Here is a 21,113-nt window from a genome sequence, read left to right as displayed (position 1 = left end):
GATTGGCTTGTCTGCTTGTCACCGGTTTATTGCGGGCATTGCAGGCGGCTCATCGCTCCGAACCTGTTTTCCCGGAACCGTGATCGGTCTCCCCTGAACGGAAAGAAAAATCCATCAGGACAGGTTTGTGGTCGCTGTAAGGCACGTCCAGCGTATAATAGCGCTCTCCCGAAAAAGCATCGTTATAGAACATGTAATCGATCCGCAACAGCCCTTTGAAATGGCGGAACGTACCGCCGTAGCCGCTGCCGCAATCCTTGAATCCATCGTGTAAATCTCCCTTCATCGCCCGATAGGTATAGGATGAGGGCATGTCGTTAAAGTCGCCGCAAACAATCAACGGCATGCGCAGCGTATCGACCATCTGCCGGAGCCGCGCCACCTGCTGCGCACGGACAACGGCATTGGCACGATAGCTCGCCTGCATTTGCTCCATCGCTTCGGAACTTCCTTCGACACTCAGGTTGCGGCTCTGGTAACTGAGGTTCCGCTGGGCACGGTCGACACCGGTCGTCTGCAAGTGCACGGCCAGTACGCGGACTTTTTGTCCGCTGATCAGCAGGTCTACCCACAACGCACTATTGTCCGTATCGGGAAAGGGAATCACCTCGGCATCGAGGATCGGATATTTGCTGAAAATCGTGATCGCAACGCCGGCCGCCACATGCGGCCAGTCGTGGAACCGGCTGATGATACTGTCCAATCCGAAACGCGGCGCCGGGACGAACTCCTCCAGGCAGACCACGTCGGCGCCCTCTTCCCGAAACAGATAAGCCATCTGACGGACCGTCTGGCGGATATCGGCGCCCTGCTCCCGGAACGCATGCACGTTGTAAGAAGCCACCTTCAGATCGGCCGGGCGGGACTCGTCCCCGCCGCCCGGCCACTGGTACATGGCGGTAAAGTAACCCGTATTGAGCAATAACGCGGCCAGAGGGAAAAGCAACCACACCTTGCGCCGCACGCACCAATAGACGAGCAGCGACAGATTGGCGAACAACACCACCGGCAACGCCAGTCCGAGGAATACATAGAATCCCGACCGGGCAGGATCGACCTGCGGCGCACGCCAACCGCCCACCGCAAGCAGGAAAATCCCGATCGTTGCGAGAATCAGGAAATTATACAACAGGTAACCTACTGCCTTTTTTCCCATAACGTCATTCGTATTATCCGCGTTTATATTATCCGGTCCTGTCCGGATGCCCCGGACGATACCGTGACACAAAAATAACCTTTCCCGGCAAATATTCGCACCGCCGCCGAAATATTCTTCGCGAGCCGGCGATGTGCCAAACCCCAACAAAAAGACAGGGCAACCCATCCGTTACAGACCGGTTGTCCTGTCTTTGAATTAATCCTAATCCGGTGAGAAACTTACTTTTTCCGCCCGAAACGCCACACCACCTGGCCGTTCTGCGCCAGTACGAGCGAGTCGGCATCGAGTTTGACCACCTGCAGCGTATCGGTCGTTTCAGCGTTTACGCCGTTACCGATACTCTCGGCGGTCAGCATCACTTTCCCGTCGGCAAGGCTCCAATTTTTGAACTGCAACGTAGCCATACCCACCGATACGGCCGAACCGTCGGCCTCGAGCGTAACGCCCTGCATCTCCGAGGCTTTGATCGGATTGGGTTCGAACCATGTCCCTTGAATGTAATAATAGGGGGAATGGACGGTCACGGTCAGCTCCTGCGCCGTCAGCACCTTCACTCCGTCCACGTCTTTGCCGGCGCATACCACGCGCACCGAATCGTCGATCAGCACACCCGGCACCTTTGCCGGATCGGTATCCATCGTGCTGATGTCCACCGTATCCCCCGCATCGGTCCGGACCATGATGTTGTTCATCGAAGCGTCCACCACAACTCCGGTAACGGTCTGCGGACCTGCGGCCCCACCGCACGACACCAGTCCGACCGCAAGCGCCGCTGCCAAAAACATGCGTACACAATTGTCCCTTTTCATTTTCTTCGGTTTTTCAGCCGGGAATCTCTTTGACCGGCTCTGTTTCAAGGACAAAGATAGAATAATTTACTGCCGTTAGGCTTCCCGCCGCTTTTTTCCCTGTTTTTTCACAAAAGCCTGCCCGACAGTTCCGAATGTCCGCGTTCGAGGTTCAGCAGAAACTCCTTTTTATCCAGTCCGCAGGCATACCCGACCAATTTTCCTCCAGCGCCAATCACCCGGTGGCACGGCACGATAATCATCAGCGGATTGCGGTTATTGGCCATACCCACGGCCCGCGAGGCTTTCGGATTGCCCGCCCGTGCAGCCACTTCGCCGTAAGTGAGCGTTTGTCCGTACGGAATCGAACGCAACACGGCCCAAACCCGGTGCTGGAACGGGGTCCCTTCGGGGGCCAGAGGCAAGTCGAATACTTTCCGTTTACCGGCGAAATACTCCTGCAACTGCGCCGCGGCACGACGAATCAGCGGCGTCTCGTCCATACGGCACCGTGCTATATCCGCACCGTTTCCATTCCCGGATAACGACTCGGCCCCGGTGTGACACAAGGCACACTCCGGTTTCACCGGCGAAACGGCAGTAAGGCCGCGACCGTTCTCTTCGATCCGTAACATGCCGAGCGGAGTGGCATAGTCATAATAAAAGACTTCCGGTTCCTGCCGCTGCTTCATTCTCATTTCATCCATAACCGTCCCGATTACTAATTCATTTACTTCTATTCATTTCCAAAGCCTGGCTCATTCCCTGCAATCCATCGCCGTTCGTTGTCCGGTATTCCAACCTGTTCCGGACCGATCCCGACCTGTTTTCAATCAGTTTCCGATCCGTTCCCGGCCGATGTATGACGTATAGGGGCAACTTCCGGGTCACCGGTCACACAGGACACAAGCGACAGGTTGTGCAGATCCAGGTCAGCAGCCAAGGACGGCTCAGGGATAAAGATAGCCGCAATTCGCTTCGTTCACACCCTCACGGGCCATTTTCCTGCAAAATACGTCCGTTTTTTCTATCTTTGCTCCGAACCGATCCTTTTCTCCGGCGTAAAACAGATGGCTAAAATCCTGATTATCGACGACGAAACCCAGCTTCGCGGACTGCTCTCCCGCATCATCGGCCTCGAAGGCTACGAGGTGATCCAGGCGGAAAACTGTACGACGGGCCTGCGCCAACTCGAACGTACGCACCCGGAAGTCGTACTGTGCGACGTAAAACTGCCCGACGGCAACGGAGTCGAGATGGTAACCCGGATCAAACAGGCCGAACCCGACTGCGAGGTGATCCTGCTGACCGCCTACGGCAATATCCCCGACGGCGTACAGGCGATCAAGAACGGCGCATTCGACTACATCACCAAAGGGGATGACAACAACAAGATCATTCCGCTGTTGAGCCGCGCGGTCGACAAGGCCCGGACGAACCGCCGCCGCAACGCCGCAACGGCCGCCGGGAGTACGGGACAAGGCTTCGATGCGATTATCGGCTCATCCAAGCCGATGCGCGCGGCAGTCGAGCTGGCCCGTAAGGTGGCCGGTACCGATACCTCGGTTTTACTTACGGGCGAAACGGGCACCGGCAAAGAGGTTTTCGCACAGGCGATCCACCGGGCCGGCAAACGAAAGGACCGGACATTCGTAGCGGTCAACTGCTCGGCATTTGCGAAAGACCTGCTCGAAAGCGAACTGTTCGGACACACGGCAGGAGCGTTTACCGGAGCGGCAAAAAATAAAAAGGGATTGATGGAAGAGGCCGACGGCGGGACGCTCTTCCTCGATGAGATCGGTGAAATGCCGGTCGACCTGCAGGCAAAACTGCTGCGGGTGCTCGAAAGCGGAGAATTCATCAAAGTAGGCGAAACGAAACCCACGAAAGTCAACATGCGCGTTATCGCCGCGACCAACCGCGACCTGCCCGCAGAGATCGCAGCGGGCAACTTCCGCGAAGACCTCTATTACCGGCTCTCCGTTTTCCAGATCAAACTGCCTTCGCTCGGCGAACGTCCGTCCGATATCGACGAGTATGCCCGCCATTTCACGAACGTCTTTGCCGCGAAGATGGACAAGCCCGTCGAAACGATCGAGCCCGGCTACCTGGAGCTCCTGCGGCGCCATCCGTGGCGCGGCAACATCCGTGAGCTGCGCAACGTGGTCGAACGCAGCATGATTATGGCTTCGGACGGTGTACTCCGGGCCGAAGACCTGCCCGTCGAACTGCAACACGGCGCTCCCGCGTCGGACGACAGCACACTGCCGCTCTCGCTGCGGGCGATCGAAAAGCAGCACATCGCCCGGATGCTGGGCCACACGGGCGGCAACAAAACCGAAGCGGCACGCCTGCTGGGCATCGGCCTGACCACCCTCTACCGCAAAATCGAGGAGTACGGTTTGTAGGCCGACCCGTTACCAACGCCGGAACCGGGCATTGTTCCGGTTACCGGAGATGCGCTCCCATCACGGTACCGGTATCCCGGGAGTTTCTCCGGGCGAAACGCTCCTGCCCCTTTTTACATAATACTTTCAGTATTTCAACTCCCCCGAATTGGGTATTTAAGCGTATGGAAACGGCCCGATCCGCGATTAGCTTTGCAAAAAGGATAAATCCCGCCGCTATGCAAGCTATCAAGACTCCCGTGCTGGCCGACAGCTACCCGTTGCAACCCCGAATAACCGAGGGGTATGAACCGTTTTTCACCGGATTACTCGGTTTCTGTGCAGACGCCACGATCGACGAGGCGCTTGCCGCCCGGATCAAAACCTATGTCCAGGGGTGGCTCGCCACCCACCCCCTCGATGCCTTCGACCGCTTTTCGGACGAATCGTACCTGCGCACCTACCTCGGACGGTGCCCCCGCACCCACTGGGAAGCCATCGTGATGAGCTGGAAAGCGGGCAACCGCACCTCGATCCACGCCCATCCGCAATTCGCCGGGTACTATTTCGCAGACGGCGAGTTCCAGGTCGAGATTTTCGAACAGGCCGGCCCCACCGCGCTGAAGCTCGCGAACGTCGTGCGCGTGAACGGACAGGAGGGTTTCGCCGCCATCGGCCACCCGGGCCGTTTCGACAACCACATTCACCGCATTACCTGCCTGAGTGCCACGGCCCATTCGCTGCACGTCTATTCGGACGATGCGCTGCGAGGGATGACTTTCGTCCGAAACGATTCGGAATAATACCCGCCTGTTATCGGCACCACGCTCCTCCGGACGCACGATACTCCGGAGAATCCGTATCAGAAACAATCAATACGCAAGGTTCCGGATACCCCGATACGGATTGTCCGGGAGGACCGTATACGGACTCGGAACTGCCGAGGCATGGAACGACCGAAGTGTAAAGCGGCCCATGCACATAATAACGATTCTTGCTATCGAACGATCCTTTCCATTCCGGAAAGCTGACCCTACCAAAATGGTAGGGTTTTTTATTTTCCGAACAACACACTCCTCCAAATCAAATAACTGATTAACAATACTATACACTCTAATCATTGCATCTGGCATCCGTTTGGCAGCACCCTGCCGCGAAACAAACTCAAATGCGAATACGATATGAATGGATTACTGATGTTTTTACTCTTATGCGGACTGGGAGCCCTTTGCTACTGGTTCTTTTTCAAATGCGTCGACTGGTTCGGCAAAATCTAAGGAAGGAGACCCGAAATGTATACGATTTTACTAATTATCAGCATCCTGATCTTCATCTATCTGATGTATGTACTGGTAAGGCCCGAAAAATTCTGACGGCCGCGCCACCGAAAAATTCCGTTAACCCGTAAATGCCGGAACGGTATGACACCGCAAATCCGGCACGACAAAACAAAACGAATAAATGAATACCGAAATCCTGGGCGTCATCCTGCAACTGGTCTGCCTCGTGGGGCTGAGCTATCCGCTGGGACGCTACATCGCAAAAGTGTACAAGGGAGAGAAGACCTGGTCGGACTTCATGGCTCCCATAGAGCGTTGGATCTACAAATTCTCGGGAATCAACCCCGAAGAGGAGATGAACTGGAAACAGTTCCTCAAGGCATTGCTCATCGTCAATCTCTTCTGGTTCTTCTGGGGAATGATCCTGCTCGTTTCACAGGGTATCCTGCCGTTGAATCCCGACGGTAATCCGGGCCAGAGTCCCGATCTGGCGTTCAACACCTGCATCAGCTTCATGGTCAACTGCAACCTGCAACACTACAGCGGGGAAACGGGCCTGAGCTATTTTACGCAGCTGTTCGTCATCATGCTGTTCCAATTCATCACGGCAGCCTGCGGCATGGCGGCACTGGCCGGCGTCTTTAAGGCCATGGCCGCTAAAACGACCCAGACGATCGGCAACTTCTGGGTTTACCTGGTCAAAAGCACGACCCGTATCCTGATGCCGCTCTCCCTGCTGGTCGGTATCCTGCTGATCATCAACGGCACGCCGATGACCTTCAAAGGACAGCAGCACCTCACCACGCTCGAAGGTACCGAACAGGTAATCTCACAAGGACCCACCGCGGCAATCGTACCGATCAAGCAGCTCGGCACCAACGGCGGCGGCTATTTCGGCGTCAACTCTTCCCATCCGCTGGAGAACCCCAACGCCTTCACCAACATGCTCGAATGCTGGTCGATCCTGATTCTGCCGATGGCGATGGTCTTCGCGTTGGGCTTCTACCTCAAACGGCGCAAACTGGCCTGGACCATTTACGGCGTCATGCTCTTCGCCTACCTGGTCGGAATAACCGTCTCTGTCAATCAGGAAATGGGAGGAAATCCGCAAATTGCCGGGATGGGCATTTCGCAAGATATGGGCAGCATGGAAGGCAAAGAGGTACGTATCGGTTCGGCCGCATCGGCCATGTGGGGCATGACCACCACCGTCACTTCGAACGGCTCGGTCAACAGCATGCACGACAGCCAGACCCCGCTCAGCGGTATGCTCCAGATGCTGAACATGCAAATCAACTGCTGGTTCGGCGGCGTGGGCGTCGGCTTTATGAACTACTATGCCTTTCTGATTATCGCCGTCTTCATCAGCGGGCTGATGGTCGGACGCACGCCGGAATTCCTCGGAAAAAAGATCGAGGCGCGGGAGATGAAAATCGCGACGCTCGTCGTGTTGCTGCATCCCTTCATCATCCTGGTGGGTACCGCACTCGCGGCAGGACTCATCGCGCACAACCCGTCGTTGGGCTGGCTCAACAACCCGTCGTACCACGGCCTGAGCGAAATGCTCTACGAGTACACCTCGTCGGCGGCCAACAACGGTTCGGGCTTCGAGGGCCTGGGCGACAACACCCCCTTCTGGAACATTTCGTGCGGCATCGTGCTGATCCTGGGCCGCTATTTCCCGATCGTCGGACAGGTCGCCATCGCAGGACTACTGGCAAACAAGAAATTCATTCCCGAAAGCGCCGGCACGCTGAAGACCGACACGATGACCTTCGCCGTGATGACTTTCGCCGTAATCGTGATCGTCGCCGCACTTTCGTTCTTCCCGGCACTCACGCTCGGTCCGATCGCCGATTACCTCGGTTTCTGATGCAGCCCGGCACCGACCGGACCGCACAAGCAAACTACCGTTGAAATATAATACAGACAACGACATGAAAACAAAAAATAACAAACTGTTCGACAAACAGCTGCTCCGCGAAAGCCTCCGCGCCTCGGTGCGCAAGCTCGCCCCGCGCACCATGATCAAAAACCCGATCATGTTCACCGTGGAGATCGTGACGGCGATGATGCTGACGATGCTGTTCTACATCCTCTTATCGGGCGACACGTCGCAGGGTACGTTCGGCTACAACCTCGTCATCTTCCTTGTGCTGCTCGCAACACTCCTCTTCGCAAACTTCGCCGAGGCGATCGCAGAAGCGCGCGGCAAAGCGCAGGCCGACTCGCTGCGCAAAACCCGCGAGGAGACTCCCGCCAAACTGGTTGCGGGAGGTTCCGTACAGATCATCAGCAGTTCCGCTCTGAAGAAAAACGATATTTTCGAATGCGTCGCCGGAGACACGATCCCCGCCGACGGCGAGATCATCGAAGGATTGGCTTCGATCGACGAAAGCGCGATCACGGGCGAAAGCGCACCGGTGATCCGCGAAGCGGGCGGCGACAAAAGTTCGGTGACGGGCGGTACGAAGGTGCTGTCGGACCGTATCCGCGCCAAAGTCACCGCACAGCCCGGCGAGAGCTTCCTCGACAAAATGATCGCACTGGTCGAAGGCGCTTCGCGCCAGAAAACCCCGAACGAAATCGCACTGACGATCCTGCTGGCCGGATTCACGCTGGTATTCGTAATCGTCTGCGCCACGCTCAAACCGTTCGCGGACTACGTGGGAGCGAACCTGACGATCGCCGCACTGATCTCGCTGTTCGTCTGCCTGATCCCGACAACGATCGGGGGACTGCTCTCGGCCATCGGCATCGCCGGTATGGACCGTGCGCTGCAGGCCAACGTAATTACCCAATCGGGCCGCGCCGTCGAAACCGCAGGCGACGTCGACACGCTGCTGCTGGACAAAACCGGTACGATCACCATCGGCAACCGCAAGGCCACCCGGTTCCATCCGATAGCCGGCACGGACCCGGCGCAGCTGATCCGGACCTGCATGCTCTCTTCGGTTTCGGACGAGACGCCCGAAGGCAAATCTATCCTCGAACTGGGCCGCTCGCAGAATGTGACGATCAACGACATGGAAATAGCCGGTGCTCGTATGATCAAATTCACGGCCGAGACCAAATGCTCGGGCGCCGACCTGGCGGACGGACGCCGGATCCGCAAAGGAGCCTTCGAGGCGATCCGCAGGATCGTCGAACAGGCGGGACACCCGTTCGACACAGAGGTGGAACGGACCGTAAAGAAAATTTCCGAAAACGGAGGCACGCCGCTGGTAGTCTGCGAGAACGAGAAAGTGACCGGTGTGATCGAATTGCAGGACATCATCAAACCGGGCATCCGCGAACGGTTCGACCGCCTGCGCAGGATGGGCGTCAAAACGGTGATGGTCACGGGCGACAATCCGCTGACGGCAAAATACATCGCCGAGAAAGCCGGCGTAGACGACTTCATCGCCGAAGCCAAACCGGAAGACAAGATGGAGTACATCAAACGCGAACAGCAAAGCGGCAAACTCGTCGCGATGATGGGCGACGGCACGAACGACGCCCCGGCACTCGCGCAGGCCGACGTCGGCGTGGCGATGAACAGCGGCACGCAGGCCGCCAAAGAGGCCGGCAACATGGTCGACCTGGACAACGATCCGACCAAACTGATCGAGATCGTCGAGATCGGCAAACAGCTGCTGATGACGCGCGGAACGCTGACCACCTTCTCGATCGCCAACGACGTAGCCAAATATTTCGCTATCGTCCCGGCGCTGTTCATCGCGGCGATCCCTTCCCTGGAAGCGCTGAACCTGATGCACCTGCATTCGCCCGAAAGCGCGATCCTATCAGCGGTAATCTTCAATGCGATTATCATCCCGCTGCTGATCCCGCTGGCCCTGCGCGGCGTGAAGTACAAACCGATCGGAGCCTCGGCCCTGCTGCGCCGCAACCTGTTCATCTACGGCCTGGGCGGCGTGATCGTCCCGTTCATCGGCATCAAATTGATCGACATGTTCATCAGTTTATTCTGCTAAAGTCGGTCCGGCCAACGCAAGACGGACAAACACCGAAAAACAAAAAAGCCGTTCCGCCCCGTGGGAGCAAGCCCGCCGAAATACATGAAACGAGCGGAACACATAAAAAACAAAGCCATGAAAACCTTTTGGAAATCGTTTAAAATCACCGTTGCATTCTGCATCCTGCTGTCGATGGGATATATACTCATCCTGTGGATTTTCGCACAGGCAGCCGGTCCGAACCGGGGCGAAGCCGACATCGTGGTGGCCGAAGGTCGTACGGTCGGAGCCGCCAATGTCGGCCAGTCCTTCACTGAGGCCAAATATTTCTGGGGACGTCCGTCGGCCGTCGATTACAACGGCGGCGGCTCTGGCGGCAGCAATAAGGCTACGACCAATCCCGAATACCTGGCTGAAATCGAGGCGCGGATCGACACCTTCCTCGCGGCACACCCCTATCTCACCCGCAAGGACGTTCCCTCCGAGATCGTCACAGCCAGCGGCAGCGGACTCGACCCCGACATCTCGCCCGCAGCAGCCTACGTACAGGTGAAACGGGTCGCCGACGCAAGGGGACTGTCGGAAGAGACCGTCCGGACGATCGTCGAAGAACAGGTGCAGCAACCCTGGCTCGGCCTGTTCGGCACGCAGAAGGTCAACGTTCTGAAACTGAACCTTGCGCTTGACGCGAAGCAATCCAAATAAACCTACGAAAGGGCCGAAATCCGTTTCGATTGAAACCGATACGACCCGAACAACCGCTCACACAGCCCATCCCGCAAATACGGAGACAACGGCTGCGGCAACATCCCTGTAAAATTTACGATCATGAAAAAAACGACTAACTCGATTAAAAAGAATTTTATCGTACTTTTGAGTACGCTGGGTTGCCTGCTGATCGCAGATACACTTTTCGCCGGGGAACCGGGCGAGCAGGCTCCTGAAAATATCGACAACCGGTATGATGCACCGACAACTGCCGCGACGACATCCGCACCGGCAGAAAAAAGCCGCGGCGTCCGGATCGTTTTCGGCAGCGACCTGGTGAGCAGCTACATCTGGCGCGGCTTCTACAACGCCGGAGCCAGCATCCAGCCGACGCTGGGCATGAAAGCGGGCGGCTTCGCGCTGACGGCATGGGGTTCGGTCGACTTCGCCTCGTCGAGCTACAAAGAGGCCGACCTGACTGCGGCTTACACGATAGGCGGCCTGACCGTATCGCTGACCGATTACTATTGGACCGGATCGCCGATGGCCGTAACCCCGGACAGCCCTGTACCGAGCCGGAACTACTTTCGGTTCGGTTCGGACACCCCCCATCGGGTCGAATTGGGTGCAGCCTACTGTTTCGGAGAGCGTTTCCCGCTGACCATAGCGTGGTATACGATGCTCTTCGGCGCCGATAAAAAGAGCAACGGCGACCAATGTTACTCGACCTACGCCGAGGTGTCCTACCCGTTCAGCGTCGGCAGCGTGGATATGGGCGCCTGCGTCGGATTCACGCCGTGGGAAACTTCCGGCACGTACGGAACCGACGAATTCGCCGTTTGCAACGTAGCGCTTTCGGCAACCAAGGCTATCCGTTTTTCCGACCGGTTCCAGCTGCCGGTTTTCACCCGGCTGATCTGGAACCCGGCGATGGACGACGTGCACTTCGTGGGCGGCCTGTCTATCATGCTCTAAGGAGAGCCGCAACACTTCCGGCAATCCGCTCCCTTCCCGGGGCGGATTGGCCTGTTCCCAACCAGCCCGTAAACCCGAAAAAAGACCGGCCGAAAACCACCGCCGGACCGGACACAAGACATGGACCAGAAACAGAGCGTACAACACTTCCTCGACCTGATCAAACGATCGCACCGGGGAAAGTTTAAAATCTACATCGGCATGATCGCCGGTGTGGGCAAGAGCTACCGCATGCTGCAGGAGGCACACCAGCTGCTCGAAGTGGGCGTGGACGTAAAGATCGGCTACATCGAAACGCACGGACGTCCCGAAACCGAAGCGCTGGTAGCAGGACTGCCCGTCATTCCGCGACGCAAACTCTTTTACAAAGGCAAGGAGCTCGAAGAGATGGACGTCGCGGCCATCATCAACGCCCATCCCGAAATCGTGATCGTCGACGAGTTGGCGCACACCAACATCGAAGGCAGTGAACACGGGAAACGGTGGCAGGACGTGCTGCAGATCCTCGATGCGGGAATCAGCGTGATCAGCGCCGTCAACATCCAGCACATCGAAAGCCTCAACGAAGAGGTACAGGAAATCGCCCGGATCGAAGTCCGCGAACGGGTGCCGGACAACGTGCTGGCGCTGGCGGACGAGGTGGTCAACATCGACCTGACGGCCGAGGAGCTCATCACACGGCTCAAGGCGGGTAAAATTTACAAACCCGAAAAAGTGCAGACGGCGCTCGACAATTTTTTCCGGCAGGAGAACATCCTGCAACTGCGCGAATTGGCGCTCAAAGAGGTAGCGCTGCGCGTCGAGAAAAAGGTCGAAAACGAGGTAACCGAATCCCCCGGCCTGCGCCACGAAAAATTCCTCGCCGTGATCGACAGCAGCGAAAAAAGCCCGCGCCGCGTGATCCGCAAGACCGCCCGGCTGGCCACCCGTTTCAATGCGCACTTCGCGGTCCTCTACGTGCAGACCGACCGCGAGAGCTCGGACCGGATTCCGCTCGCCAACCAGCGATACCTGATCAACAACTTCAAGCTCGCCTCGGAACTCGGCGGCGAAGTACTGCAGATACATTCGAACCATCCGATCGAAGCGATCATCGACACCTGCGTCAAACAAAAAATCAGTACGGTGTGCATCTGCAAACCGAAATTTACGTTACTTTCGTTACTCTATACGGCCCTCTCGCTCAAACGGCTGATCAACAGACTTTCGCACATGAACATTGACCTGATTATCCTCTCCTGACCATGCAGATACAAAAAAAGACTCACACTGGGCATCGGCGTCCTGTTCGCAATGATCCTGCTGCTGGGCATCCAGTCGGTGGGTTATATCCGCGACCTGTCGAAGGCATCGGTAAACATCATCGCCGACAATTACAATTCGCTGCGCTACGCAAGCGACATGATGACCTCGCTGGACAGCATCGAATACGACTCGGCGGCCATGCTGCCACTGCTGGAAACCCTCGCGCTGCAGCAGAAGAACATCACCGAAGCCGACGAATTCCAGGCTACCGGTGCGCTCCAACAGAGAATCGCGATGTTGCAGGACACCGTCACACCTCGCACGATCCAGTTAGTCCGCAGCGACCTCTACCGCATCATGGAGTTGAACATGGCCGCAATCCAGGCCAAAAGCCGCCTGTTGAGCGATGCGTCCGAAGAGGCGATGTGGTGGCTGGCGATCACCGCGGTGCTCTGCGTGCTGATCGCATTCGTTTTCCTGATACGCTTCCCGCGCGGCGTGGTCAAGCCGATTACAATGCTGAAAGAGGGAATTCTCGAAATCGCGAATTTCAACTACGATAAGCGGCTGGACTTTAAACACAACAAAGAGTTCAAAACCGTTGCCGAATCGTTCAACAAGATGGCCGAAAAACTGTCGGAGTACCGGCGCAGCACGGTCGAGGACCTGATGACGAACAAAAAAAGGATCGAAGCGATCGTCAACAGCCTGCACGAACCGATCATCGGGCTCGACCCCGACAAGAAGATTCTCTTTATGAACAACGAGGCTTTTACGATCCTGAACCTCAAACCGATCGACGTGATCGGCAAAAATGCGGCGGAAGTGGCCCTCGGCAACGACCTGCTGCGTAGGCTGATCCGCGGTCTCTATTCGTCCGAAAAGGACGACGAGCCGCTCAAAATTTATGCGGATAACAAAGAGAGTTATTTCCAGATGGAGAATATCCCGCTCTACATCAGCCCGATCGGAGAGAAAGAGCAGAACTTCATCGGGAATGTAATCATCCTCAACAACATCACCAAGTACAAAGAGCTCGACTCGGCCAAAACGAATTTCATCTCGACCGTTTCGCACGAAATGAAGACCCCCATATCGTCGATCCTGATGAGCCTGCAGCTGCTTGAGGACAGCCGCCTCGGGGCGCTGAACGACGAACAGAAAGCCCTCTCGCAGAGCATCCGGGAAAGCTCGGACCGGTTGCTGAAAATCACCGGCGAACTGCTCAACATGACCCAGCTCGAAACCGGGAAACTGCAACTGATGCCGAAAGTGACCAAACCGATCGAACTGATCGAATACGCGGTAGGTGCGACGCGCGTACTGGCCGAGCGCTTCGGCTGCTTCGTCGAAGTGGAGTACCCGGAAAAGATTTCGAAACTGTTCGTCGACAGCGAAAAGATCGCATGGGTCATCACGAACCTGCTCAGCAACGCGATCCACCATTCGCCCGAAGGATCGCGCATCATCGTAGGCGCTGCGGAACACGACAAAACGGTGGACATTTACGTGCAGGACTTCGGCCGGGGCATCGACCCGCGCTACCACAAGAGTATCTTCGACCGCTACTTCCGCGTGCCCGGCACGAAGGTACAGGGCAGCGGGCTGGGCCTCGCGATCTCGAAAGAGTTCGTCGAAGCGCACGGCGGTACGATCGGCATTGAAAGCGAAGTAGGCAAAGGCAGCCGCTTTACGGTCACGCTGCCGGTCTGACCGGCGGCACGATGCCACATGCTGTCGAAAGTCCGGCAATTTGGAGAATGAAAATCCTGCCGTACCGCAGCAAGGGTCTATCCTTGCCAAATTCCTGCGCCGCGCCATACGCGGGAACACGGAGGGAGGAGGAAAGTAACGAGGGGAAAACCGGGCCTGTCAAAACAACTCGTGAGATAATCAGGCAAGAGGGCTGTGCGATAAACGCACAGCCCTCTCGTCACAATTGACGCGAATCGCCCAAACGGCTGCAAACCACAAACCGCAGGCAGGAACTCCGCCTAATCGTCGAAACCGATCAGGTTGAATTTCAAATCGAATTTCAGTTCGACGCCGTTACTGAGCTTCACCTCATAATCCTTCGAATCGCGGTCGATCGATACGATCCGCTGATCGGGATGTTGCTGAGCAACGTGGTTGCGGATCGCCTGCGGAATTACCGCGGCGGGCACTTGTGAAGCTTTGCAGCTGACATCGGTCCAGTTGCCGTTCTTGTCGAATTCGACACTGCTGCCGTCGGCCATCAGAACATCATAATTTTTGCCCCACAGGTCGTTATCGACCTTGGCATAGGTCGCCTTGACATCGGGGAAATACTGTTTGAGGAATTGCTGCGCAGCGGCGGGAAGATCCTTCAGTGCGATGGGTTTGTCGTCGGCACACGCCACGGTTTGCAAAGCTGCGAGGCCAATAAACAAAGCAAATAACTTTTTCATACTCTTCTTCGTTTAAGGATTTATGCTATTCTCTGTCCCGGTTACACAAAATCGGGGCCTAATCCGACCGAAAAACGAAAATTTCACCCGGCCGGCCCTGGTCCCGGTGACTTTTGTTTCAAATATAACAAATTTGACGTAAGAAAAGCGCACTTTGACCCGGAAGAACGGCAGCGAATCGCTATATTTGTTAACCACTTGAATTTTTTGAACCTTTCGACCACCATGACTTCACCCAGAGAGAGGGTCCTCACGGCCCTGAAGCGCAACGGCACACCCGACCGGACGCCGTTTGAAATCAGCTGGGGCGCATTCACGCCGCTGCTCATGAAAACCTACCGCGAAAAGACCGGCTCGGAGCTGCCGCCCGAAGAGTATTTCGATTTCGACACGCGTTCGGTCTTTCCGGGCCCCACCCGGCTCAAAACCGATTTTACGCGTTTCTTTCCCGACGGGGTCGAACCCGAAGCGTCGTTCGACGAATGGGGCATCGGATCGGTGCCGACCCTGTACGAAATTCCCGATTTCAAATACCATCCGCTCGGAACTGCCACAACAGTCGCTGAAATCGACGCCTATCCGTGGCCCGATTTCGATGCCCCCTACCGCTACGAAGGGGTCAGGACGCAGGTCGCAACTTTCCACAAGCGCGGCTATGCCGTCTGCGGCGAGATGTACCAAACCCTGTTCGAAACGGCATGGCTGATGCGCGACATGCAGGCCTTCCTGATGGACATGATGCTCAACGAGGAGCTAACCCACGCCATCTGCGAGCGGATCGCGCAAATCCGCGTGGGGCAGGCGCGGCAATACGCACTCGCGGGCGTGGATATCCTGCGCCTGGGCGACGACATCGTAAGCCAGCAGGGACTCATGTTCTCGAAAGAGCTCTACAATACCTACTTCAAGCCCCGGATCAAACGGATCGTCGCAGCGGCCAAAGAGGTGAATCCCGACATCATCATTTTCATGCACAGCTGCGGGAAGATCGAAGGAATGATCGACGAACTGATCGACGCAGGCGTCGAAGTGCTGAATCCCGTACAACCCGAATGCAACGACCAACAGGCGATCAAGCGCACCTACGGCGACCGGCTGTCGTTCTGGGGCGGCGTAGGAGTACAGTCGGTACTGCCGCACGGCACGCCCGACGAAGTACGCGCCGCCACACGCAAGACGATCGCGACCCTCGGTCCCGAGAACGGATTCCTGGTGGCGCCGGCACATATCCTCGACCCGGCGATCCCGTGGGAGAATATCGAAGCGTTTATCGAAACGGTCAAAGAACAGCGATAAGACAATCCGTCAAAGGGTTGTGTCGGTTTGCTCCGGTCGGCGTCGGTCAGGCCGTCTGGTCAATCGGACGGCAAAGACCACCCGGCATCGCAGCGCCGATGAGGACAGCCCGGAGAACGGAGCCGGTATAACCGATACGAAAGGGGCGCCGCTGTTTGGCAGCGGCGCCCCTTCATCCAAACCAAACCCTTTCCCAAAACATATGGCAGTTCATCCGGCGGCACCCCGACAGGGTCTCCTACCGACATTCCCCCGCCGGGAAAAGAGGCAGCTCTCCTACTCGACAGCGATATCCCAGATTCCGGCGCTCGTCTCCAGTTCGACCAGCGACGCGGCATAGTTGTACAGCGTCTCGATATAGAGTGTGCGCACCTCATCGTAAGTCCGCTGGGCATTGAGCACTTCCAGCAGCGAGGTTTCGCCGCGGTCATAACTGTAAATTTTGCCTTTGACCACCGATGCGGCATTTTCCAGCAGTCCGTTGTCGTAATGGCGCACCTGTCCGATCAGCGACGTGTAACGGCGGTAATTCTGCATCACCTCGGTCTGCACCTGCAACCGTGCCTGCTCATAGGCCGTCTGCGCCTGTTGTTCGCGGTAACGCGCCGCCTCGACCGTTCCCTTGTTGAAATTCGAGAACTTGAGCGGTACCGAAAGACCGACCGTAAAACCGGTAAAACGCGGGGCCGGAGCAATTTCGTTGCGAACGGTGCCATTGTGGTTCACGCCGAGGGCCAGGTCGAAATCCATGTTACGTTCGCGCCGCGCCACGGTTACGGCCCGCTGTGCGACATCGACGTTACGCATCGCAGCGACCAGGTCTGCCCGGTTTTCGAGCGCCGAAGCGACCAGCATACCGGCAGGGAAAGCGCGTTCGGCCAAGCGAAGCGATCCCTGCGGCAGGTAAAGCGTATCGGTCGCGCTACCGAGCATCATCCCCAGCGACAGGAAGGCATTGTGCAATTCCGCCTCGGCCTGCAGCAAATCGTTGCGCATCACGCCGGCCTCGACGCGGCTTTGCGTCGCATCGACCTCGGTGATCTTGCCCAATGCGAATTTGACGCTGTCTCCCTCGGCCAACCGCCGCATGTTGTCGTAAGCGTTCTGCTTGACACGGAACAGTTCGGCTTGTTTCAGCGCATCGAGGTAAGCCAGGGTCGCCTCGCAGCGCAGGTTGCGGAAATAGTCGTCCAGAAGCGCCTGCGTCAGCTCTTTTTCGCTGCCGGCCAAATGGATGTTGGCGCTGCGCTTACCCGGTGAGAACGTTTTGCTCAGTTCGCCCGAAATGCCCTGCCCCATCTGCATGTTCCAGTCCTGGTTGTTGCCGTATTCGACCGAAAGCTGCGGATCGTTGAACAGCCTGGCCGCACGCACCCCGGCTTCGGCAATGTTCATGTTGAGTTTTTCTGCCGCATAGGAGAGGTTTCGCCGGGCCACCTGTTCCATGTATCCGGCGTATCCGACCGGACGCTCGACCGCCCCATAGGCCGGAATCATTCCCGCCAGCGGCAGGGCTGCCCCGGAGAGGCCAGCAGAACCTTCCGGCCGGGAAACTCCGGCTGAAACGGGAAAAGAAACAGGGAAGGAAACCGGAGCGGATGCCGCAACGGAAGCTGTGGCCGCCGGGAAGGCCGTCCGGACAGTGTCCGCATTACCCCTTGAGAGGGTATCCGGGACGGCATCCGTAACAAAACTTGCAGCGGGGGCAGTAACCGCATCTGCGACGGCCTGCCGGTGCAGGGCCAACGATACCGCAGCACCTATACCAATCAATACCAAATGCTTTTTCATACCTCTTCGGGTTCAGGTTTTTTACGCGCCAGATGACGACGCTCTACCAGGTAGTAGAGCACCGGAAGCGCATACAATGTGATGACCGTAGCGAACAGCAACCCATAGACGATCACCGTCGCCAGCGGGCGCTGCACGTCGGAACCGATACCGGCCGAAAGCGAGGCGGGCAGCAGTCCGAGCACCGCCACCGTCGCCGTCATCAGGATCGGCCGGAACCGGTGACGCGTGCCGTCGATCACGGCCTGCTTCAGATCTTCGCCCTCCTGCCTGCGCAGCATGTTGATGTGTGAAATCATAATCACGCCGTTCTGGATCGCGACGCCGAACAGCGCGATAAAACCGACGGCCGACGAAACGTTCAATGTCATGCCGCGCACGTTGAGCGCCAGCATACCGCCGAACAGCGCCAGCGGCACGACGCACATCAGCACGGCGGCCTGCCGGAATTTACCCATAGCGGCGATCAGCAGCAGCAGCATGATACAGAGGGCCAGCGGCACGACGAAACCGAGCCGGGCATAAGCGCGGTTCTGGTTCTCGAACTGTCCGGCCCACTGCAGGTGGACATCCTCGTGGTCGTACTTCACCTCTTTGTCGATCAGCCGGTCGGCACTGCGCAGGAAGGTACTCAGGTCGACCCCGCGCAGGTTGACGCGTACGGTCAGGTGGCGGCGGTTCATTTCGCGGGTGATCGTGCTCGCACCGGTGGTCATCTTTACTTCGGCCACCTGCGAAAGCGGGATCTTGGTCCCCGCGCCGGTCGTCAGCATCAGCGATCCGATCTTTTCAGGCGTATTGCGGTACTCCTCGTTCAGACGGCAGGTTACGTCGTAAACCTTGCTACCGACAAAGATTTGCGAAATAGAGGTACCCCCGATCGCCACCTCGATTAGTTCGGCCACGTCCGAGACATTGAGTCCGTACTGTGCGATGCGGTCGCGGTCGGCGATGATCTGCAACTGCGGCAGCGGCGGTTCCTGGTCGACCGCCACGTCCACCGCACCGGGCACCCGCTTGAGCACATGCTCGACCTTTTCGGCGATAAGGCGCGTCTCCCGCAGATCTTCGCCGTAAATTTTCACAGCCAAGTCGCTGTGCGCCCCGGCGATCTGGTCCATCACCATATCGATGATCGGCTGCGAAAAACCGACCGAATAACCCGGCATCTTCGCCAACTCGGCCGACATCGCATCGATCAGCTCGGCCTTCGTACGGCCGCTCTCCCAAGTATTGTAGGGTTTCAGCCCGACGCCGACCTCCACGTGCGAGAGCGAGAAAGCCTCGGCCCCCTCGTCGTCGCGGCCCACCTGCGTCATCACGTACGACACCTCGTCGAACTTCCCCAGCGTCCGGCGCAACTCGGCGCCCATCTCCTTCGACCGTTCGATCGAAATGCCGGGCGGCAACTGCACCTGAATCCAAATCGATCCCTCGTCGAGCGGCGGCAGGAAATCTTTTCCCACCGTCATCGACAGCACGCCCGCGCCCACGAGAATCGCGGCCAGCGGGGCAAAGATCACCTTCGGGCGTTCCATCAGCCGCTTGATCTGGTTGTTATATCCATTGGTCAGCTTTTCGAGCCAACGGTTCCGGTAGGTTTTGCGCGGTTTGCGGTAGGCCAGGAACGCAAGCCCCGGAATCAGCAGCAACGCCACCGCGAGCGCCCCCAGCAACGCATAACCGACCGTATAGGCCAGCGGCGTGAAGAGCTTCTTCTCGATGTGCTCGAATGCAAAAAGCGGCAGGTAAGCGGTAATGATAATGACCGTCGAAAAGAAGATCGGCCATGCCACCTGCGTCGCCCGGCGGATTACCCCCTCTTTGGTCAGTTCGGCTTCGGGACGGCTTTCGCGTTTCTTGAGGATCGTCTCCATCATCACGATCGCACCGTCGACCAAAATACCGAAATCGATCGCCCCCAACGAAAGCAGGTTGGCCGGAATATCGGTCACCTTCATCAGGATAAAAGCTACCAGCAGCGACAGCGGGATCGTAAGGGCCACCAGCAATGCACCGCGCCAGCTTCCGAGGAACAGGATCAGCACCAGCAGCACGAGCAGCATCCCTTCGAGCAGCGTGCGGGAAACGGTGTGCAGCGTGGTGCCTACCAGATCGGTACGGTCCATGAACGGGTGGATCGAGACACCTTCGGGCAGCACGTCGCCGTTCAGCTCGTCGACCGCCTTGTGCACATCCTTCAGCACTTCCGACGGGTTCTGTCCGCGCAGCATCTGCACGATGCCCTCGACACCGTCCGAATAGTCGCGCTGCTCGTCGGTGAATCCGAGCACGCCTTTGCGCTCCAGATTGCCGTATTTGAGCTTACCGATGTCATTGAGGTAGACCGGCACACCGTCGACCGTCTTTACGACGATATTGCCGAGGTCCTCGAGCCCCTTGATCAGCCCGATGCCCCGGATCACGTAACCCAGATCGCCGCGCGAGACGATACTGCCGCCGGCGTTGATATTGTTCTTTTCGACCTTCTCGGAGATGTCCGCCAACGAGATGCCGTATTGCTCCATCTTGCGCGGATCGATTTCGATCTGGTATTGTGTGGTGATGCCGCCGTAATTGCTCACGTCCGCGACGCCGGTTACCTGTTTCAGGCGCGGGATCACCACCCATTTGTGCAGGTCGGTCAGCTCGCGCAGGTCGTGCGTCTTACTCTCGAGGACATACCTGAAAATTTCACCGGTCGGCGACGTGAGCGGATTGAGTCCCGGAACGGCATGGTACGGCAGTTCGACATCGGCAAGGCGCTCCTGCACCCGTTGCCGGGCCCAGTAATCGTCCACGCCGTCGTGAAACACCAGCACGACCGTCGAAAGGCCGAACGTGTTCTTGCTCCGCATCACGTTCAATCCCGGCAGGCCGTTCATCGCGCGTTCGATCGGGATGCTGATCTGCTGCTCGATCTCCTCGGCAGCCAGACCCGGAACCTGCGTAACGACCTGCACGGTCACGTCGGCAATGTCGGGATAGGCGTCGATGGCCAGTCCCCGCCACGAAAGATAACCCAGCACGCCCAGCATGCCGAACAGTACGAACATCAGCGCCCGCCGATGTATCGCCGCATGAATCAGTTTTTTCATG

Annotated in this window: 16 protein-coding genes; 10 read left to right on the top strand and 6 right to left on the bottom strand. The window is 57.6% G+C overall.

Annotated features, from left to right (window positions below; genetic code table 11):
• Nucleotides 1-49: 49 nt before the first annotated feature.
• The 3 genes from NQ495_RS08265 to NQ495_RS08255 all read right to left on the bottom strand — a co-directional run bounded on the left by NQ495_RS08265 (nt 50) and on the right by NQ495_RS08255 (nt 2,654).
• Entirely contained in the window at nt 50-1,156 is a 1,107-nt protein-coding gene (locus tag NQ495_RS08265) for an endonuclease/exonuclease/phosphatase family protein (RefSeq protein WP_050807950.1), read from the bottom strand.
• Nucleotides 1,157-1,377: 221 nt separating this feature from the next.
• Nucleotides 1,378-1,968, bottom strand: coding sequence for a lipocalin-like domain-containing protein (locus NQ495_RS08260; RefSeq protein WP_009133413.1), 591 nt, complete (start codon nt 1,966-1,968; stop codon nt 1,378-1,380).
• Between the two features lie 107 nt (nt 1,969-2,075).
• The gene (locus tag NQ495_RS08255; protein WP_232208884.1) at nt 2,076-2,654 is read right to left on the bottom strand and encodes a methylated-DNA--[protein]-cysteine S-methyltransferase; all 579 of its coding nucleotides are present in this window, start codon (nt 2,652-2,654) and stop codon (nt 2,076-2,078) included.
• Nucleotides 2,655-3,017: 363 nt separating this feature from the next.
• Here NQ495_RS08255 and NQ495_RS08250 point away from each other — a divergent pair, with 363 nt between their 5' ends.
• From NQ495_RS08250 to NQ495_RS08215, 9 genes are all read left to right on the top strand, one after another.
• Nucleotides 3,018-4,355 (top strand): sigma-54-dependent transcriptional regulator, encoded by a 1,338-nt coding sequence (locus NQ495_RS08250; protein WP_009133415.1) that lies wholly within the window; start codon nt 3,018-3,020, stop codon nt 4,353-4,355.
• 218 nt (nt 4,356-4,573) lie between these two features.
• Entirely contained in the window at nt 4,574-5,137 is a 564-nt protein-coding gene (locus NQ495_RS08245; RefSeq protein WP_009133416.1) for a cupin domain-containing protein, read from the top strand.
• 489 nt (nt 5,138-5,626) lie between these two features.
• Nucleotides 5,627-5,707, top strand: a complete 81-nt coding sequence (gene kdpF / locus NQ495_RS11835) for a K(+)-transporting ATPase subunit F (protein ID WP_040294156.1) — start codon at nt 5,627-5,629, stop codon at nt 5,705-5,707.
• A gap of 88 nt (nt 5,708-5,795) precedes the next feature.
• A complete protein-coding gene (gene kdpA / locus NQ495_RS08240) occupies nt 5,796-7,487 on the top strand; it encodes a potassium-transporting ATPase subunit KdpA (protein WP_009133418.1) in 1,692 nt (563 codons plus the stop codon).
• A gap of 64 nt (nt 7,488-7,551) precedes the next feature.
• The gene (kdpB, locus tag NQ495_RS08235) at nt 7,552-9,588 is read left to right on the top strand and encodes a potassium-transporting ATPase subunit KdpB (RefSeq protein ID WP_009133419.1); all 2,037 of its coding nucleotides are present in this window, start codon (nt 7,552-7,554) and stop codon (nt 9,586-9,588) included.
• A 117-nt stretch (nt 9,589-9,705) separates the two neighbouring features.
• Entirely contained in the window at nt 9,706-10,275 is a 570-nt protein-coding gene (locus NQ495_RS08230) for a K(+)-transporting ATPase subunit C (protein ID WP_009133420.1), read from the top strand.
• A gap of 123 nt (nt 10,276-10,398) precedes the next feature.
• Nucleotides 10,399-11,253 carry a hypothetical protein gene (locus tag NQ495_RS08225; protein ID WP_009133421.1) on the top strand — a complete coding sequence of 285 codons (855 nt, stop codon included), beginning with the start codon at nt 10,399-10,401 and terminating at the stop codon, nt 11,251-11,253.
• Nucleotides 11,254-11,373: 120 nt separating this feature from the next.
• Nucleotides 11,374-12,495: a sensor protein KdpD gene (locus NQ495_RS08220; RefSeq protein ID WP_009133422.1), complete on the top strand. Its 1,122-nt coding sequence runs from the start codon at nt 11,374-11,376 to the stop codon at nt 12,493-12,495.
• 51 nt (nt 12,496-12,546) lie between these two features.
• Nucleotides 12,547-14,211, top strand: coding sequence for an ATP-binding protein (locus tag NQ495_RS08215; RefSeq protein ID WP_009133423.1), 1,665 nt, complete (start codon nt 12,547-12,549; stop codon nt 14,209-14,211).
• A gap of 281 nt (nt 14,212-14,492) precedes the next feature.
• Here NQ495_RS08215 and NQ495_RS08210 read toward each other — a convergent pair whose 3' ends face one another.
• Nucleotides 14,493-14,927 carry a PepSY-like domain-containing protein gene (locus tag NQ495_RS08210; RefSeq protein WP_009133424.1) on the bottom strand — a complete coding sequence of 145 codons (435 nt, stop codon included), beginning with the start codon at nt 14,925-14,927 and terminating at the stop codon, nt 14,493-14,495.
• Between the two features lie 225 nt (nt 14,928-15,152).
• On the opposite strand from NQ495_RS08210, the gene NQ495_RS08205 reads away from it, so the two are divergent.
• Nucleotides 15,153-16,223 carry a uroporphyrinogen decarboxylase family protein gene (locus NQ495_RS08205; RefSeq protein ID WP_009133425.1) on the top strand — a complete coding sequence of 357 codons (1,071 nt, stop codon included), beginning with the start codon at nt 15,153-15,155 and terminating at the stop codon, nt 16,221-16,223.
• Between the two features lie 276 nt (nt 16,224-16,499).
• On the opposite strand, the gene NQ495_RS08200 is transcribed toward NQ495_RS08205, so the two are convergent.
• On the bottom strand, nt 16,500-18,014 hold the full coding sequence (locus NQ495_RS08200; RefSeq protein ID WP_009133426.1) for a TolC family protein: 1,515 nt from the start codon (nt 18,012-18,014) through the stop codon (nt 16,500-16,502).
• Complete coding sequence (locus tag NQ495_RS08195) at nt 18,011-21,112, bottom strand: efflux RND transporter permease subunit (protein ID WP_009133427.1); 3,102 nt, start codon at nt 21,110-21,112, stop codon at nt 18,011-18,013. The genes NQ495_RS08200 and NQ495_RS08195 overlap by 4 nt, the downstream gene beginning before the upstream one ends.
• Nucleotide 21,113: the final 1 nt, after the last annotated feature.

It is taken from the genome of Alistipes indistinctus YIT 12060 (genome assembly GCF_025144995.1).
Lineage (GTDB): Bacteria > Bacteroidota > Bacteroidia > Bacteroidales > Rikenellaceae > Alistipes_A > Alistipes_A indistinctus.
The sequence above is the reverse complement of the archived record's forward strand: the minus strand, read 5'-3'. Positions and strand labels throughout refer to the sequence as shown.

Bases quoted from the DNA above. Each gene is read 5' to 3' on its own strand.
- NQ495_RS08265 (WP_050807950.1), bottom strand. From the start codon at position 1,156: ATGGGAAAAAAGGCAGTAGGTTACCTGTTGTATAATTTCCTGATTCTC.
- NQ495_RS08225 (WP_009133421.1), top strand. From the start codon at position 10,399: ATGAAAAAAACGACTAACTCGATTAAAAAGAATTTTATCGTACTTTTG.
- NQ495_RS08230 (WP_009133420.1), top strand. From the start codon at position 9,706: ATGAAAACCTTTTGGAAATCGTTTAAAATCACCGTTGCATTCTGCATC.
- NQ495_RS08245 (WP_009133416.1), top strand. From the start codon at position 4,574: ATGCAAGCTATCAAGACTCCCGTGCTGGCCGACAGCTACCCGTTGCAA.
- kdpA (WP_009133418.1), top strand. From the start codon at position 5,796: ATGAATACCGAAATCCTGGGCGTCATCCTGCAACTGGTCTGCCTCGTG.
- NQ495_RS08200 (WP_009133426.1), bottom strand. From the start codon at position 18,014: ATGAAAAAGCATTTGGTATTGATTGGTATAGGTGCTGCGGTATCGTTG.
- NQ495_RS08205 (WP_009133425.1), top strand. From the start codon at position 15,153: ATGACTTCACCCAGAGAGAGGGTCCTCACGGCCCTGAAGCGCAACGGC.
- NQ495_RS08215 (WP_009133423.1), top strand. From the start codon at position 12,547: ATGATCCTGCTGCTGGGCATCCAGTCGGTGGGTTATATCCGCGACCTG.
- NQ495_RS08255 (WP_232208884.1), bottom strand. From the start codon at position 2,654: ATGGATGAAATGAGAATGAAGCAGCGGCAGGAACCGGAAGTCTTTTAT.
- NQ495_RS08210 (WP_009133424.1), bottom strand. From the start codon at position 14,927: ATGAAAAAGTTATTTGCTTTGTTTATTGGCCTCGCAGCTTTGCAAACC.
- kdpF (WP_040294156.1), top strand. From the start codon at position 5,627: ATGTATACGATTTTACTAATTATCAGCATCCTGATCTTCATCTATCTG.
- NQ495_RS08195 (WP_009133427.1), bottom strand. From the start codon at position 21,112: ATGAAAAAACTGATTCATGCGGCGATACATCGGCGGGCGCTGATGTTC.
- NQ495_RS08220 (WP_009133422.1), top strand. From the start codon at position 11,374: ATGGACCAGAAACAGAGCGTACAACACTTCCTCGACCTGATCAAACGA.
- NQ495_RS08260 (WP_009133413.1), bottom strand. From the start codon at position 1,968: ATGAAAAGGGACAATTGTGTACGCATGTTTTTGGCAGCGGCGCTTGCG.
- kdpB (WP_009133419.1), top strand. From the start codon at position 7,552: ATGAAAACAAAAAATAACAAACTGTTCGACAAACAGCTGCTCCGCGAA.
- NQ495_RS08250 (WP_009133415.1), top strand. From the start codon at position 3,018: ATGGCTAAAATCCTGATTATCGACGACGAAACCCAGCTTCGCGGACTG.